The sequence below is a fragment of the Neisseria sp. HMSC073G10 genome (assembly GCF_001812605.1).
In the GTDB taxonomy this organism is placed as follows: Bacteria; Pseudomonadota; Gammaproteobacteria; order Burkholderiales; family Neisseriaceae; genus Neisseria; species Neisseria subflava_A.
The window spans coordinates 1-16,818 of the sequence record NZ_KV809498.1 but is presented as its reverse complement, the minus strand read 5'-3'; the positions used below and the strand labels follow the sequence as shown (position 1 = coordinate 16,818).

General features: G+C 46.0%; 13 protein-coding genes and 1 tRNA gene. All 14 read right to left on the bottom strand.

Translation table 11 applies throughout. The annotated features are described in order from the left end of the window. Positions 1–407, bottom strand: a 407-nt coding sequence (locus tag HMPREF2865_RS02105) for a GTP-binding protein (protein ID WP_083309544.1), incomplete at its 3' end; no start/stop codon positions are given. Positions 408–492: 85 nt separating this feature from the next. Next, positions 493–2,598, bottom strand: a complete 2,106-nt coding sequence (gene fusA / locus HMPREF2865_RS02100) for an elongation factor G (RefSeq protein ID WP_070608097.1) — start codon at positions 2,596–2,598, stop codon at positions 493–495. Positions 2,599–2,616: 18 nt separating this feature from the next. Next, entirely contained in the window at positions 2,617–3,087 is a 471-nt protein-coding gene (gene rpsG / locus HMPREF2865_RS02095; protein ID WP_002240962.1) for a 30S ribosomal protein S7, read from the bottom strand. Between the two features lie 117 nt (positions 3,088–3,204). After that, a complete protein-coding gene (rpsL, locus tag HMPREF2865_RS02090; RefSeq protein WP_002218431.1) occupies positions 3,205–3,576 on the bottom strand; it encodes a 30S ribosomal protein S12 in 372 nt (123 codons plus the stop codon). A gap of 318 nt (positions 3,577–3,894) precedes the next feature. After that, positions 3,895–8,070 carry a DNA-directed RNA polymerase subunit beta' gene (gene rpoC / locus HMPREF2865_RS02085; protein WP_070461127.1) on the bottom strand — a complete coding sequence of 1,392 codons (4,176 nt, stop codon included), beginning with the start codon at positions 8,068–8,070 and terminating at the stop codon, positions 3,895–3,897. Positions 8,071–8,226: 156 nt separating this feature from the next. Further along, positions 8,227–12,405, bottom strand: coding sequence for a DNA-directed RNA polymerase subunit beta (rpoB, locus tag HMPREF2865_RS02080; RefSeq protein WP_070645303.1), 4,179 nt, complete (start codon positions 12,403–12,405; stop codon positions 8,227–8,229). A gap of 189 nt (positions 12,406–12,594) precedes the next feature. Continuing rightward, positions 12,595–12,966: a 50S ribosomal protein L7/L12 gene (gene rplL, locus HMPREF2865_RS02075; protein ID WP_070583257.1), complete on the bottom strand. Its 372-nt coding sequence runs from the start codon at positions 12,964–12,966 to the stop codon at positions 12,595–12,597. Between the two features lie 58 nt (positions 12,967–13,024). Further along, the gene (rplJ, locus tag HMPREF2865_RS02070; RefSeq protein WP_070461120.1) at positions 13,025–13,525 is read right to left on the bottom strand and encodes a 50S ribosomal protein L10; all 501 of its coding nucleotides are present in this window, start codon (positions 13,523–13,525) and stop codon (positions 13,025–13,027) included. A 223-nt stretch (positions 13,526–13,748) separates the two neighbouring features. Continuing rightward, positions 13,749–14,444, bottom strand: a complete 696-nt coding sequence (rplA, locus tag HMPREF2865_RS02065; protein WP_003677918.1) for a 50S ribosomal protein L1 — start codon at positions 14,442–14,444, stop codon at positions 13,749–13,751. Continuing rightward, entirely contained in the window at positions 14,444–14,878 is a 435-nt protein-coding gene (gene rplK / locus HMPREF2865_RS02060; protein ID WP_002220151.1) for a 50S ribosomal protein L11, read from the bottom strand. Before rplK ends, rplA begins: the two co-directional genes overlap by 1 nt. A gap of 103 nt (positions 14,879–14,981) precedes the next feature. Then, positions 14,982–15,515: a transcription termination/antitermination protein NusG gene (gene nusG / locus HMPREF2865_RS02055; protein WP_070461118.1), complete on the bottom strand. Its 534-nt coding sequence runs from the start codon at positions 15,513–15,515 to the stop codon at positions 14,982–14,984. Positions 15,516–15,517: 2 nt separating this feature from the next. Further along, on the bottom strand, positions 15,518–15,793 hold the full coding sequence (gene secE / locus HMPREF2865_RS02050; RefSeq protein WP_070461116.1) for a preprotein translocase subunit SecE: 276 nt from the start codon (positions 15,791–15,793) through the stop codon (positions 15,518–15,520). 131 nt (positions 15,794–15,924) lie between these two features. Beyond that, positions 15,925–16,000 (bottom strand) — tRNA-Trp (locus HMPREF2865_RS02045). Positions 16,001–16,006: 6 nt separating this feature from the next. Continuing rightward, the coding region (locus HMPREF2865_RS02040) for an elongation factor Tu (RefSeq protein WP_070645301.1) at positions 16,007–16,818 on the bottom strand (812 nt) is incomplete at its 5' end.

The following is a 16,818-nucleotide window of genomic DNA, read 5'->3' as shown; positions in this document are numbered from 1 at the left end:
TTCATGAATACGATGATGTAAGGTACACCTACTTGGCGAGCCAACAGGATGTGTTCGCGAGTTTGTGGCATAGGACCGTCAGCTGCGGAACATACCAAGATCGCGCCGTCCATTTGGGCAGCACCGGTAATCATGTTTTTAACGTAGTCGGCGTGACCCGGACAGTCTACGTGTGCGTAGTGACGGGTCTCAGTTTCGTATTCTACGTGTGAGGTATTAATGGTAATACCACGAGCTTTTTCTTCAGGAGCGTTGTCGATTTGGTCGTAAGCTTTTGCAGCGCCACCGAATTTTTTAGCCAAAATAGTAGTCAAAGCAGCAGTCAGAGTGGTTTTACCATGGTCAACGTGACCGATGGTGCCAACGTTTACGTGCGGTTTGCTACGTTCAAATTTTTCCTTAGCCATGAGCTAATTCCTTTACATATAAAGATCGATTAAAGAACAATGGCCGTCTGAAAATTTATTTTCAGTTTCAGACGGCCTTTTCTGATTAGCCTTTGCGGGCTTCAGTTACAGCAGCAGCTACGTGAGCAGGAGCTTCAGCGTATTTTTTGAACTCCATGGAGTAAGTAGCGCGACCTTGGGTTGCAGAACGCAAGTCGGTTGAGTAACCGAACATTTCTGCCAGAGGTACTTCGGCGCGAACTTTCTTACCACCGATACCGTCATCATCCATACCCAATACAACGCCACGACGACGGTTCAAGTCACCCATTACGTCACCCATGTATTCTTCAGGTGTTTCCACCTCAACTGCCATGATTGGTTCCAACAGAGCTGGATTGGCTTTACGCATACCTTCTTTAAAGGCTTGAGAAGCTGCCAATTCGAAGGCCAGTTGTGAAGAGTCAACATCATGCGAAGAACCGAAAATCAAACGTACACGAACGTCAACAACTGGGTAACCGGCAACAATACCGTTAGGCAGAGTATCACGAATACCTTTATCGACAGACGGAATAAATTCGCGAGGAATCACACCACCTTTAATTTCATCGATAAATTCGTAACCCGCACCACCTGGTTCCATAGGTTCCATTTTGATCACAACGTGACCGTATTGACCTTTACCACCAGATTGTTTGGCATGTTTGTATTCAGCTTCAACCTCTTTGCGGATGGTTTCACGGTAAGCCACTTGAGGCGCACCGATGTTTGCTTCCACGCCGAATTCGCGTTTCATACGGTCAACAATAATTTCCAAGTGCAGCTCACCCATACCGGAAATAATGGTTTGACCGGATTCTTCGTCTGTACGAACGCGGAAAGAAGGGTCTTCTTTCGCCAGACGGTTCAGGGCGATACCCATTTTCTCTTGGTCGGCTTTGGTTTTTGGTTCAACAGCAATGTGAATTACCGGCTCAGGGAATTCCATGCGTTCCAAGATGATTGGTGCGCTTTCAGCACACAGGGTTTCACCAGTGGTAACGTCTTTAAGACCGATCGCAGCTGCAATATCACCAGCGCGTACTTCTTCAATTTCAGTACGGTCTGCAGCAGTCATTTGCACCAGACGACCGATACGTTCGCGAGTACCTTTTACTGAGTTCAATACGGTATCACCGGATTTCACAACACCAGAGTAAACGCGGATAAATGTCAATTGACCAACGTATTTATCATTCAACATTTTGAACGCCAATGCAGAGAATTTCTCTTCATCACTGGCTTCACGGCTGTCGGCTTCTTCAGTGTTAGGGTTAACACCTTGAACTGGAGGAATGTCGGTAGGAGCAGGCAGCAATTCTACAACTGCATCCAACATACGTTGAACACCTTTGTTTTTAAATGCTGAACCACACAACATTGGTTGAATTTCACCGGCCAAAGTGCGTTGACGCAATGCGCCTACGATTTCTTCTTCAGTCAGCTCATCACCGCCCAAGTATTTGTCCATCAATTCTTCGCTGGCTTCTGCTGCAGCTTCAATCATGTTTTGACGCCATTCTTCAGCAGTCTCAACCAATTCAGCAGGAATATCGCCATAGGTAAAGGTTGTACCTTTATCGGCTTCATTCCAAATAATGGATTTCATTTTCAACAGGTCAACAACACCGCTGAAGCTGTCTTCCGCACCAACCGGAATCACGATAGGTACTGGGTTTGCGCGCAAACGGGTTTTCATTTGCTCAACAACGCGGAAGAAGTTGGCACCTTGACGGTCCATTTTGTTTACAAATGCCAAGCGAGGTACTTGGTATTTGTTAGCTTGACGCCATACGGTTTCAGATTGAGGTTGAACACCGCCTACTGCACAGTAAACCATTACCGCGCCGTCCAATACACGCATAGAACGCTCTACCTCTACGGTGAAGTCAACGTGTCCCGGGGTGTCGATGATGTTGAAACGGTGCTCAGGGAACTGTTTCGCCATACCAGACCAATAAGAAGTCACAGCAGCAGAAGTAATGGTAATACCACGCTCTTGCTCTTGTTCCATGTAGTCGGTAGTAGCCGCGCCGTCATGCACTTCGCCCAATTTATGAGTCAAACCTGTATAAAACAGAATACGTTCTGTTGTGGTTGTTTTACCCGCGTCAATATGGGCAGAAATACCAATATTGCGATACAGGCTGATAGGGGTCTTACGAGCCATTTTGTTAGCCTTTCGATATTAGAAACGGAAGTGAGAGAATGCTTTGTTAGCTTCAGCCATGCGGTGTACTTCTTCACGTTTTTTCAACGCACCGCCACGACCTTCAGCCGCATCAATCAATTCACCTGCCAAACGCAGGTCCATAGATTTCTCACCACGTTTACGGGCCGCGTCGCGAACCCAGCGCATTGCCAAAGCCAGACGACGTGAAGGACGAACTTCAACAGGAACTTGGTAGTTTGCACCACCTACACGGCGGCTTTTCACTTCCACGATAGGTTTGGCGTTTGCAATGGCTTCGTTAAATACTTCGATTGCTACTTTGCCGGTTTTTTTCTCAATTTGTTCCAGCGCACCGTAAACGATACGTTCTGCAACAGATTTCTTACCGTCAATCATCAATACGTTCATGAATTTAGTCAGCTCAACGCTGCCGAATTTAGGATCTGGCAGTACGTCGCGCTTAGGGACTTCTCTACGTCTTGGCATTTTAATTTCCTTTAGTCTATTCAGTTGGGTCTATTCCCATGAATACCCAATTGAGTATTCACTTACTCGGCCGTTGTTCAGCTTAGGCGGCCGACGTGCCTATTTGAGTCCCGATAATTATTTAGGACGCTTAGCACCGTATTTAGAACGGGCTTGTTTACGGTCTTTAACACCTGCTGTATCCAAAGAACCGCGTACAGTGTGGTAACGCACACCTGGCAAGTCTTTTACACGACCGCCGCGAATCAATACGACGCTGTGCTCTTGCAGGTTGTGGCCTTCACCGCCGATGTATGAAATGACTTCAAAACCGTTGGTCAGGCGAACTTTACATACTTTACGCAATGCAGAGTTAGGTTTTTTAGGGGTAGTTGTGTATACACGGGTGCATACGCCGCGTTTTTGCGGGCAAGCTTCCAGTGCAGGCACTTTGTTTACGTACACAGGCTTTTGACGGCCTTTGCGTACCAATTGGTTAATAGTTGGCATATTTTCTCGTCCTGTTGAGTTAAATACTTGCCGACACCATGTCGACAAGATTGGAATTATATTTTTATTGCAAGGGTTTAGTCAAGCAAATGACTGATAAAGTTTGGTGTTTTCCAATTTATGTCTAAATTTTAGAAACAAAGGTCGTCTGAAACATTCAGACGGCCTTTGCCATTTTAAATATGGTTCTCTACTTATTTTCTCCATTGCTTTCCTTATTTATTCAGACGGCCTTAAACTCCACCCTCTTTTAAGTCCTCTAAAAAATAAAACCGCAAGACTGGCTTGCGGTTTTATTTTCACAATAATCGCTCGGGATTATTCGTCTGAAGCTTCGGTTTCAGAAGTTTCTTGATCGGCTTGCTGCCATTGTTGATGGCGGCTGCGGTGGTAGGTCAAACCTGTACCGGCAGGAATCAATCGACCGACAATCACGTTCTCTTTCAAACCGCGCAGCTCGTCTTGTTTGCCCATAATAGCAGCCTCGGTCAAGACGCGGGTTGTTTCTTGGAACGATGCCGCAGAAATGAAGCTGTCTGTAGACAAGGAAGCTTTGGTAATACCCAGCAACACGTTTTCGTAACGTGCCGGCTCTTTGTCTTCAGCCATGGCTTTTTCATTGGCAAGCATTACATCGCCACGCTCAACTTGTTCGCCGGTAATGAACTCTGTATCACCGGAATCGACAATGTTCACTCGACGCAGCATTTGACGGATGATGACTTCGATGTGTTTATCGGAAATCTTCACACCTTGCAGGCGGTAAACCTCTTGTACCTCTTGAACAATGTAGCGAGCCAATGCTTCGATACCTTGCAAACGCAGAATGTCGTGTGGGTCTACGGCACCGTCTACGATGGTTTCACCGCGGTTTACCACTTGACCATCGTGTACCAAAATCTGCTTCTCTTTAGAAATCAGGGTTTCGTATGCTACACCGTCTACGTCGGTAATAATCAGACGCTGTTTACCTTTGGTTTCTTTACCGAAGGAAACGGTACCGGTAATTTCAGCCAACATACCTGCATCTTTCGGCACGCGTGCTTCAAACAATTCGGCTACGCGTGGCAGACCACCGGTAATATCGCGGGTTTTAGAAGACGCTTGTGGAATACGCGCCAATACATCACCCTTACCGACTTCCTGACCTTCACGGATGGTAATCACCGCACCGACCGGAAATGCCATAGAAACTGGGGTAGTCGTACCAGGAATGCAAATTTCCAGACCATTTTCATCCAACAGTTTGACAGTCGGACGCAACAATTTAGAAGCACTAGAAGAACGACGTTTGCCGTCAATCACTACCAAAGTAGACAAACCGGTTACATCGTCAGTTTGTTTCGCAACGGTAACACCCTCTTCCACGTTTTCGAATTTCACCATACCTGCGTGTTCGGTGATCATCGGACGGGTATGCGGATCCCAAGTTGCCAAGGTTTGACCGGCTTTAATGGCTTCGCCGTCTTGTACCAGCAGGATTGCACCGTAAGGTACTTTGTGACGTTCACGTTCGCGACCGATATCGTCGTGAATCACGACTTCACAAGAACGACCGATGACAACCAACTCGCCTTTGTTGTTGGCAACGTAACGCATTTGGCTGCTGAAACGAGCTGTACCATTGGATTTGGCTTCCACTTGGCTGGCAGCAGCCGCACGAGATGCCGCACCACCGATGTGGAACGTACGCATGGTCAGCTGAGTACCTGGCTCACCAATAGATTGTGCAGCAATTACACCTACAGCTTCACCAGCGTTAACCAGTTTACCGCGCGCCAAGTCGCGGCCATAACAGTGTGCACACAAACCATGACGGGTTTTACAAGTAATTGGCGTACGGACTTTAACCTCGTCAACACCAGATTGGTCAATGATATCAACTAATTTCTCAGTCAGCAGTGTACCTGCCTCAACCAATGTTTCTCCTGTTGAAGGATCAACAACATCTGATGCTGTAACACGGCCTAAAATACGATCGCGCAACGCTTCAATTACGTCACCGCCTTGTACTACTGCTTTCATGACAAAGCCGTCTGAAGTACCGCAATCATCTTCAACAACGACCAAGTCTTGAGTTACGTCTACCAGACGACGGGTCAGGTAACCAGAGTTTGCCGTTTTCAACGCGGTATCCGCCAAACCTTTACGCGCACCGTGGGTCGCAATAAAGTATTGCAATACGGTCAAACCTTCGCGGAAGTTAGAGGTAATCGGCGTTTCGATAATAGAGCCGTCAGGTTTGGCCATCAAACCACGCATACCGGACAACTGTTTAATCTGAGCTGCAGAACCACGGGCACCAGAGTCGGCCATCATGTAAATAGAGTTGAAGGACTCTTGATCAACTTCGTTGCCGTCACGGTCGATGACTTTTTGTTTGGACAGGTTGTCCATCATCGCTTTAGCGATCTTATCGCCGGCACGACCCCAAATATCGACCACTTTGTTGTAACGTTCGCCGTTGGTCACCAAACCTTGACGGTATTGGTCTTCGATTTCTTTAACTTCGGCATTAGCCTCAGCCAGCAAGGCTGCTTTTTCTTTCGGAATTTCCATATCGTCAACCGCAATGGAAATACCGCCTTTAGCCGCAAAACCGAAACCGGTATACATCAAGTGGTCGGCGAAAATAACTGTGTCACGCAAGCCGCACAGACGGAATGATGCGTTAATCAGTTTAGAAATTTCTTTTTTCTTCAGCGCTTTGTTGATGTACTCGAACGGCAGGCCTTTAGGTAAGATTTCGCTCAACAATGCACGGCCGACGGTTGTTTCGTAACGGTTAACGACAGGCTCAAACTCACCTGCTTCGTTTTTTACCCATTCGCGCAGACGTACGGTAATTTTCGTACCCAGTTCAACCTGTTTAGTATGGTATGCACGATGCACTTCTTTCACATCGGCAAACAGGCTGCCTTCGCCTTTGGCATTGATACGGTCGCGGGTCATGTAGTACAGACCCAATACGATATCTTGAGAAGGTACGATGATTGGTTCGCCGTTGGCTGGAGACAATACGTTATTTGAAGCCAGCATCAGCGTGCGTGCTTCCATTTGTGCTTCCAAGCTCAATGGAACGTGTACAGCCATTTGGTCACCGTCAAAGTCGGCGTTAAATGCGGCACACACCAATGGGTGCAACTGAATAGCTTTACCTTCGATCAGGATAGGTTCGAACGCTTGAATACCCAAACGGTGCAGGGTTGGCGCACGGTTCAGCATAATCGGATGTTCGCGGATGACTTCTTCCAAGATATCCCATACTTCAGGTACTTCTTGTTCTACCAATTTTTTCGCAGCTTTAACGGTAGAAGCCAAACCTTGTTTTTCCAATTTGTGGAAAATGAATGGTTTGAACAGTTCCAAAGCCATTTTTTTCGGCAGACCACATTGGTGCAGACGCAGGTACGGGCCTACGGTAATTACGGAACGACCTGAGTAGTCCACACGTTTACCCAGCAGGTTTTGACGGAAGCGGCCGCCTTTACCTTTAATCATGTCAGCCAATGATTTCAGCGGACGTTTGTTGGCACCGGTCATGGCTTTCCCGCGGCGGCCGTTATCCAACAGAGAGTCAACTGCTTCTTGCAACATACGTTTTTCGTTACGAACAATGATATCAGGCGCATGCAGTTCCAACAGACGTTTCAAACGGTTGTTACGGTTGATAACGCGACGGTACAAATCGTTCAAATCGGAAGTGGCAAAACGGCCGCCATCCAATGGAACCAAAGGACGCAAATCAGGCGGCAATACCGGCAGCACATCCATAATCATCCATTCCAGTTTCATACCAGAACGGTGGAAGGCTTCCAATACTTTCAAACGTTTGGCGATTTTTTTGATTTTGGTATCAGAACCGGTAGATTCCAGCTCTTGACGCAGGATTTCGATTTCGCCGGTAATATCCAAGGTACGCAGCAATTCGCGGATACCTTCTGCACCCATTTTGGCATCGAAGTCGTCGCCGTATTCGTCCAGTTTGTTGTAGTAATCGTCTTCAGTCAGCAATTGACGACGTTGCAACGGAGTCATGCCGGGATCGGTTACCACAAATGCTTCAAAGTACAATACGCGTTCGATGTCGCGCAAAGTCATGTCCAGTACCATACCCAAGCGGGAAGGCAGAGATTTCAAGAACCAAATGTGTGCAACTGGTGCAGCCAGTTCAATGTGGCCCATGCGTTCGCGGCGCACTTTGGACAGGGTCACTTCTACGCCACATTTTTCACAGGTTACGCCTTTAAATTTCAAGCGTTTGTATTTACCGCACAAACATTCATAGTCTTTGACCGGGCCAAAGATTTTGGCGCAGAACAGACCGTCGCGCTCAGGTTTGAACGTACGGTAGTTGATGGTTTCAGGTTTTTTAACTTCGCCATAAGACCATGAGCGGATGGTTTCGGGAGAGGCAATACCGATTTTGATGGCATCAAACTCTTCTTCCATGCCGGCAGTTTGCAACGGATTAAATAAGTTCAACAAATTCATTTTTGCTCCTTGAAGGAAGTATTTTTACCGCATGGCGGATTTTCGATATTGGGAAACGGTACTTTTGATTTCAGACGGCCTAAATGCCGATTGCTTCATTCTTATTCTGAAACCGCTTTTTCAGACGACCTTAAAAGGCCGTCTGAAAACTTCTGTTTAGTAACGTTCCAAATCGATATCCAAGCCCAGTGAGCGAATCTCTTTAACCAATACGTTGAAGGATTCAGGCATACCGGCATCGATTTTGTGTTCGCCTTTGACGATGTTCTCGTACATTTTGGTACGGCCGTTCACGTCGTCAGACTTCACAGTCAGCATCTCTTGCAGCGTGTATGCCGCGCCGTATGCTTCCAATGCCCAAACCTCCATCTCACCGAAACGTTGGCCACCGAACTGAGCTTTCCCGCCCAAAGGCTGCTGGGTAACCAGACTGTACGGACCGGTAGAACGGGCGTGCATTTTTTCGTCAACCAAGTGGTGCAGTTTCAGATAGTGCATCACACCGACTGTAACCTTGCGATCAAATGCTTCGCCTGAACGGCCGTCATACAGCGTAATTTGAGTTTTACTGTCGTTGAAGCCCAGTTTCTCAACCTCAGGATCTTCGCTTGGGTAAGCCAAGTTCAACATTTCGCGGATTTCAGACTCTTTCGCACCGTCGAATACAGGAGAGGCGAAAGATGCACCTTTACGCAGGTTGGAAGCCAATTCGATGATTTCTTCATCTGTCAGGCTGTCCAAATCTTCTTTCTTACCGCTACCGTTGTAGAGCTTGTTCAAGAATTCACGCAGCTCGCTGGCTTTGCGTTGCTCTTTCAGCATACGGTCGATGCGTTCGCCGATACCTTTTGCCGCCCAACCCAAGTGAACTTCCAAAATCTGACCGATGTTCATACGAGAAGGTACGCCCAATGGGTTCAGTACGATGTCTACCGGACGGCCGTCAGCCATGTAAGGCATGTCTTCCACTGGCAGAATGCGTGATACCACACCTTTGTTACCGTGGCGACCCGCCATTTTGTCACCGGCTTGCAGACGGCGTTTGATGGCGATAAATACTTTCACCATTTTTTGTACGCCCGGTTGCAGCTCGTCACCTTGGGTCAGTTTTTTCTTCTTGATCTCATACAACTCATCCGCTTCTTCGCGTTTTTGTTGCAGGCTCAATTTAATCAGTTCTAACTGTTTGGCCAAGTCTTCGTCAGCCAAACGGATGTCAAACCAATCATGTTTGCTAGACAGGCTTGCCAAATATTCGGTAGTGATTTCACTGCCTTTAGCCAGCTTCATCGGACCACCATTGGCTTTTTGACCAACAATCATACGCTCGATACGGTCGAATGCGTCATTATCGAAAATACGCAATTGATCGCCCAAATCTTGACGGTAACGTTTCAATTCAGAATCAATAATGGATTGAGCACGTTTGTCGCGTTGGATACCTTCACGAGTGAAAACTTGAACGTCGATAACGGTACCGCTCATGCCGGTAGGCATACGCAATGAAGTATCTTTTACGTCAGATGCTTTTTCACCGAAGATAGCACGCAGCAGTTTTTCTTCAGGAGTCAGTTGGGTTTCGCCTTTAGGTGTTACTTTACCTACCAAGACGTCACCGGCTTCTACTTCTGCACCGATGTATACGATACCGGATTCATCCAAACGGTTTTGCATACGCTCAGACAAGTTCGGAATATCGCGGGTAATGTCTTCTGCACCCAGTTTAGTGTCACGTGCAACAACGTTCAGTTCTTCAATGTGAATCGAAGTATAACGATCGTCCGCGGCCACTTTTTCTGAAATCAGAATCGAGTCTTCGTAGTTGTAACCATTCCATGGCATGAAGGCGATGGTCATGTTTTGACCCAAAGCCAACTCACCCAAGTCGGTAGATGCACCATCGGCCACCAAGTCACCACGTTGCAACACATCGCCTGCTTTTACGGCCGGACGTTGGTTGATGTTGGTAGATTGGTTAGAACGGGTGAATTTAACCAAGTTGTAAATATCGACACCCACTTCACCGGCAGTCGCTTCATCATCATGAACACGAACTACAACGCGGTTGGCATCTACATACTCAACCACACCACCACGGCGGGCAACGATTGCAGTTGCAGAGTCAACGGCAACAGAGCGCTCGATACCGGTACCAACCATCGGTTTTTCAGGACGCAGGCACGGTACGGCCTGACGTTGCATGTTGGCACCCATCAATGCACGGTTCGCGTCATCATGTTCCAAGAATGGAATCAGAGATGCTGCAACAGATACCACTTGACCGGTTGCCACGTCCATATATTGAACGCGGTCAGGCGTTGCCATAATGGTTTCGCCTTTTTCACGACAAGTAACCAAGTCGCCAATCAAATTACCGTCTTTGTCCAAATCGGCATTCGCCTGTGCAATCACATAACGGCCTTCTTCGATAGCAGACAAGTAATCGATTTCTTCAGTTACTTTGCCATCGACAACACGGCGGTAAGGGGTTTCCAAGAAACCATAATCATTGGTACGCGCATAAACGGACAATGAGTTGATCAAACCAATGTTTGGACCTTCAGGTGTTTCAATAGGACATACACGGCCATAGTGGGTCGGATGTACGTCTCGCACCTCAAAGCCTGCACGTTCGCGAGTCAAACCGCCAGGGCCCAATGCAGATACACGGCGTTTATGGGTTACTTCAGACAATGGGTTGGTCTGATCCATAAATTGGCTCAATTGGCTAGAGCCGAAGAATTCTTTGATCGCGGCAGAAACAGGTTTCGCATTGATCAAGTCATGCGGCATCAAGTTCTCAGATTCTGCTTGGTTCAAACGCTCTTTAACTGCACGTTCTACACGAGCCAAACCGCTGCGGAATTGGTTCTCAGTCAACTCACCCACAGAACGAACACGACGATTACCCAAGTGGTCAATATCGTCTACTTCGCCATGACCGTTACGCAGTTCAACCAATGTAGCAATAGAAGCAACGATGTCTTCAACACTCAGAACGTAACCGCCTTTTTCAGCTGCTCCGGCCAAAGTTTCATTCAGCAAACGGCCATACCAAGAGTTTTGTTGTGCTTCAGACAATTTTTGCTCGTATGTGCGCGTATTAAATTTCATACGGCCTACGCGAGACAAATCATAGCTGTCTTCACTGAAGAACAAGCGATTGAAGAGCTGCTCAACAGCTTCTTCGGTAGGCGGTTCGCCAGGACGCATCATGCGGTAAATCGCAACGCGTGCAGCCTGCTGATCAGCAGTTTCGTCTGTACGCAGAGTGCTGGAGATGTAACCACCTTGATCCAATTCATTGATATAAAGGGTCGTAATTTCTTTTACGCCATGGATATCAAGCTTGGCCAACAGTTCTTCTGTAATTTCATCGTTAGCAGAAGCCAATACTTCGCCAGTTTCCGGATCAATCAGGTCAGCAGCCAATGCTTTACCCAACAGGCTTTCTGGCTCTACATCCAGACGAGTCAAGCCTGCATTGGTAATATCACGGATATTTTTCGCAGTAATGCGTTTACCTTTGGCGACCAGTACATTGCCTTCTTTATCCAAGATATCAACTTTGGCAGTTTCACCTTTCAGACGGCCTGCAACCAGATCAGTTTGAACACCGTTTGAAGACAAATAGAAAGTTTCTTTATCGTAGAAAATATCCAAGATTTGTTCATTGTTGTAGCCCAAAGCTTTCAACAAAATCGTAACCGGCATTTTACGGCGACGGTCGATACGGAAATACAGCAAATCTTTTGGATCAAATTCGAAATCCAACCATGAACCACGGTAAGGAATAATACGAGCAGAGAACAACAGCTTACCGGAAGAATGTGTTTTACCACGGTCATGCTCAAAGAACACACCAGGAGAACGGTGCAGCTGGGAAACAATCACGCGCTCAGTACCATTGATAACAAAAGAGCCACTTGGCGTCATCAATGGGATTTCGCCCATATACACTTCGTTTTCACGAACTTCTTTTACTGTCGGCTTAGATGCTTCTTTATCCAAAATCACCAAACGGATACGAGCACGCAATGGGGCCGCATAAGTAATGCCGCGCAATTGGCATTCAGGAATATCGAACAAAGGCTCGCCCAATGTATAATGCACAAACTCCAAGCGCGCATAACCATTATGGCTTACAATCGGGAAAATAGAATTAAATGCCGCTTGCAGACCATCATCAGTACGTTGGTCAAAAGCATTTTCCAGCTGCAAAAATTTCGCATAAGAATCAATTTGGGTTGCCAGCAGGAAAGGAACATCTAAGACATTCTCTCGCTTTGCAAAACTCTTACGGATACGTTTTTTCTCGGTAAACGAATAGCTCATATACACTCCGAAAAGCAATTTTAAATAATAGGCCGTCTGAAACAACGGCATGCATCAACCTGATATTTACATTTATTTGCAATGATTTTATAAAGACTATGCAAATAAATGTAAACAATGTCTGATGCTTATTTTAAGAAGCAAAATAAGGCTGGCAGAAAACTGCCAGCCTTCATAGGAAGCATCAAATTATTTGATTTCGACTTTAGCGCCGGCTTCTTCCAGTTGTTTTTGGATGTCTTCAGCTTCAGCTTTAGAAACACCTTCTTTCAGAGTTTTAGGTGCACCGTCAACGATGTCTTTAGCTTCTTTCAGACCCAAGCCAGTGAGAGCGCGGACAACTTTAATCACGCCAACTTTTTGATCACCAGCAGAAGCCAAAACTACGTCAAATTCAGTTTTCTCTTCAGCAGCAGCTGCACCAGCACCTGCAGGACCTGCAACTGCAACTGCAGCAGCAGAAACGCCAAATTTTTCTTCAAAAGCTTTAACCAAGTCGTTCAATTCCATTACGGTCAAAGAACCAACGGCTTCCAAAATGTCTTCTTTAGTAATAGCCATGCTATTTATACTCCAAATATTGTATTAAAAAATAATTGATTAAATGAAACAAAATCGATTAAGCGGCTTCTTCGCCAGCTTTTTTCTCTGCCAAAGCAGCCAAACCACGTGCAAGGCCTGATACGGGAGCTTGCATAACGAACAACAGTTTGGACAACAGCTCTTCGCGGCTCGGAATAGAGGCCAACTCAGCAACCTGAGCAGCATCCATTACTTCGCCATTGTAAGAACCGGCTTTAACGATAATTTTGTCATCTTTTTTCGCGAATTGGTGCAGCACTTTAGCAGCAGCAACAGCATCTTCAGAAGCAGCATAAACCAATGGACCAACCATTTGATCGGCCAAATCTGCGAATGAAGTACCTTCTACTGCGCGACGAGCCAGAGTATTTTTCAGAACACGCAAGTAAACGCCTTCTTTACGTGCATTTGCACGAAGCTCAGTCATGCTGGAAACACTGATACCGCGATATTCAGCGACTACGAGAGTTTGAGCGTTAGCAATTGCTGCGCTAATTTCCTCTACGGCCACTTTCTTGGTTTCAATATTGAGACTCAAGGTCTACCTCCCACTGTTTATAAACAGGATACCGAAATGATATCCCACCAGCGCGGTAACCTAAAAAGACATCTTACAAGCAATCTTGCAATGTGTTTCAGGACTACCGTCTGCGTAGGGCAGTTACGATTAAATCTTACGATCCCTACGGTCTTGGACATCTACTTAATTTTAAGTAGCCCAAATTCAGGCAATCCAGAAAACCGAATCACCTGAAAATTTCTTAGTTGTTCACGCTTGCAGTATCAACGCGAACACCCAAACCCATAGTGCTGGATACAGCAACTTTTTTCAGGTACTGGCCTTTTGCAGCAGCAGGTTTGGCTTTAACGATAGCATCCAGCAGCGCATTGAAGTTTTCTTTCAAGTCAGCTTCAGCGAAAGAAGCACGACCGATAGTTGCATGAACGATACCGGCTTTATCTGTACGGTATTGTACTTGACCTGCTTTTGCATTTTTAACTGCTTCAGCAACGTTAGGAGTAACAGTACCTACTTTAGGGTTTGGCATCAAACCACGAGGACCCAAGATGGTACCCAATTGACCAACGATACGCATTGCATCAGGAGAAGCAATAACAACGTCAAAGTTCAGGTTACCAGCTTTGATTTCAGCGGCCAGATCTTCAAAACCGACAATATCTGCACCAGCTTCTTTAGCAGCATCTGCATTTGCACCTTGAGTAAATACAGCTACGCGAGTTGTTTTACCGGTACCTTTAGGCAGAACGACTGAACCACGGATAACTTGGTCAGATTTACGAGGATCAACGCCCAAGTTGAAAGATACATCAACAGACTCGTCAAATTTAGCAGTAGCAGCTTTTTTAACCAAAGCAATTGCTTCGTCGATTGCGTACAGTTTGTTAGCTTCAACAGAAGAGCGCAGAGCTTTCAAGCGTTTAGATACTTTAGCCATTATACAACACCCTCCACGTCCAAGCCCATTGAGCGAGCAGAACCTGCGATAGTACGAACAGCCGCATCCAAGTCAGCAGCAGTCAAATCAGGCTCTTTAGTTTTAGCAATTTCTTCCAACTGAGCGCGGGTCAATTTACCCACTTTGTTAGTCAGAGGATTAGAACTACCTTTTTGCAGACCAGCAGCTTTTTTCAACAAGATAGAAGCTGGTGGAGTTTTCATCACAAATGTAAATGATTTATCTGCAAATGCAGTAATCACGACTGGAATTGGCAAACCAGGTTCCATACCTTGGGTTGCAGCATTAAATGCTTTACAGAATTCCATGATGTTCAAACCACGCTGACCCAAAGCAGGACCAACTGGGGGAGATGGATTGGCTTTACCTGCAGGAATTTGCAGTTTGATGTAGCCGATAATTTTCTTTGCCATTAAGGACTCCTAAAAACGGGTATAACGCGGAACCATTCCGCTTCCCAAACAGAATTTGCGATTATATCTGCTTAAAAAAAAATTTTCAAGCGAATTAAACCACTTAAATCTTTTCAACCTGACCGAACTCTAATTCAACCGGTGTTTCCCGACCAAAAATTTGAACTGAAACACGCAGTCTATTACGCTCGTAGTTAACTTCATCAACAATTCCATTGAAATCAGCAAATGGACCTTCATTCACACGAACCTGCTGACCCACTTCGAATTCAACTTTTGGTTTTGGCTTCTCAACACCTGTTTTGGCTTGTTGCAAAATAGCATCTGCATCTTTTTGAGAAATTGGGATTGGACGATTTCCGCTACCACCTACAAAGCCATTTACTCGAGGGGTACTCTTAACCAAATGCCATGAATCATCGGTCATTTCCATTTCAACCAGCACATAGCCTGGATAGAATTTACGCTCACTGATGGTTTTTCGGCCATTCTTGATGTCTACCACTTCCTCTACAGGAACGAGGATCTGACCGAAATATTCTTCCATGTTTTCACGAGTAATACGCTCTTTCAATGTTTTTTGAACATTTTTCTCGAAACCGGAATAGGCCTGTACCACATACCAACGCTTTGACATCTTTACCCTTTCCTATTTAATAAAACATCAAAAAACAACCATGAAATAATTGTATCTGCCGCATAAATGAAGGCTGCTAAAACTGCAACGAAGATAATCACAAATACAGTCATTTTAACCGCTTCATCACGACTCGGCCAAACTACCTTCTTAAACTCAGTCCAAGAGCTCTTAAAATATGCAAACAGACCTTCTTTCTTTTCAGGAGCCGGCTTATTACTTACCACAACTTCCTTTTTCTGATGGCCTTCTTTGCGTCCAGACGGATGTTCTGTCATCTTTACTCACTTATCAATACCCCACCCGCCTTCATTTTAGATAGCGGCATTGATCCATTAATTAATTCCAAATAATCTTAGAACTTAAGTACAAAAAAATTAACCGGCACAAGGCCGGTTAATTTTTTATTTGGCAGGCCAAGAGGGTCTCGAACCCCCAACCCTCGGTTTTGGAGACCGATACTCTACCAATTGAGCTATTGGCCTCTAAACTTAAGCGATTACAGAAGAAACCACACCCGCACCTACGGTACGACCACCTTCGCGAATCGCAAAGCGCAGACCTTCTTCCATAGCGATAGGCGCAATCAGTTCTACAGTAATGGTTACGTTTTCACCCGGCATTACCATTTCTACGCCTTCTTCCAAAGTAACTGCACCAGTTACGTCAGTAGTACGGAAGTAGAATTGTGGACGGTAGTTAGCGAAGAATGGAGTGTGACGACCACCCTCTTCTTTGCTCAGTACGTATACTTCTGCTTTGAACTTGGTGTGAGGAGTGATAGTACCTGGTTTAGCCAATACTTGACCACGCTCTACGTCTTCACGTTTAGTACCACGCAGCAATACGCCTACGTTGTCACCAGCTTGACCTTCGTCCAGCAGTTTGCGGAACATTTCAACACCGGTACAAGTGGTTTTTTGGGTTTCTTTCAGACCTACGATTTCGATCTCGTCACCAACGTGGATGATACCGCGCTCTACACGACCGGTTACTACTGTACCACGGCCGGAGATAGAGAATACGTCTTCGATAGGCAACAAGAAAGGTTTGTCCACAGCACGCTCAGGTGTTGGGATGTAGCTGTCCAAGGCAGCAGCCAATTCGAAGATTTTTTCTTCGTAAGCAGCGTCACCTTCCAAAGCTTTCAATGCAGAACCTTGTACGATTGGGCAGTCGTCGCCTGGGAAGTCGTAGCTTGACAACAAGTCACGGATTTCCATTTCAACCAGTTCCAACAGCTCAGCATCGTCAACCATGTCGCATTTATTCATGAATACGATGATGTAAGGTACACCTACTT

What these genes read in the sequence shown, in the direction of transcription:
- rpoB (WP_070645303.1), bottom strand. Translation starts at nt 12,405, where the DNA reads ATGAGCTATTCGTTTACCGAGAAAAAACGTATCCGTAAGAGTTTTGCA.
- nusG (WP_070461118.1), bottom strand. Translation starts at nt 15,515, where the DNA reads ATGTCAAAGCGTTGGTATGTGGTACAGGCCTATTCCGGTTTCGAGAAA.
- rpsL (WP_002218431.1), bottom strand. Translation starts at nt 3,576, where the DNA reads ATGCCAACTATTAACCAATTGGTACGCAAAGGCCGTCAAAAGCCTGTG.
- rplL (WP_070583257.1), bottom strand. Translation starts at nt 12,966, where the DNA reads ATGGCTATTACTAAAGAAGACATTTTGGAAGCCGTTGGTTCTTTGACC.
- rplA (WP_003677918.1), bottom strand. Translation starts at nt 14,444, where the DNA reads ATGGCTAAAGTATCTAAACGCTTGAAAGCTCTGCGCTCTTCTGTTGAA.
- fusA (WP_070608097.1), bottom strand. Translation starts at nt 2,598, where the DNA reads ATGGCTCGTAAGACCCCTATCAGCCTGTATCGCAATATTGGTATTTCT.
- secE (WP_070461116.1), bottom strand. Translation starts at nt 15,793, where the DNA reads ATGACAGAACATCCGTCTGGACGCAAAGAAGGCCATCAGAAAAAGGAA.
- rplK (WP_002220151.1), bottom strand. Translation starts at nt 14,878, where the DNA reads ATGGCAAAGAAAATTATCGGCTACATCAAACTGCAAATTCCTGCAGGT.
- rpoC (WP_070461127.1), bottom strand. Translation starts at nt 8,070, where the DNA reads ATGAATTTGTTGAACTTATTTAATCCGTTGCAAACTGCCGGCATGGAA.
- rpsG (WP_002240962.1), bottom strand. Translation starts at nt 3,087, where the DNA reads ATGCCAAGACGTAGAGAAGTCCCTAAGCGCGACGTACTGCCAGATCCT.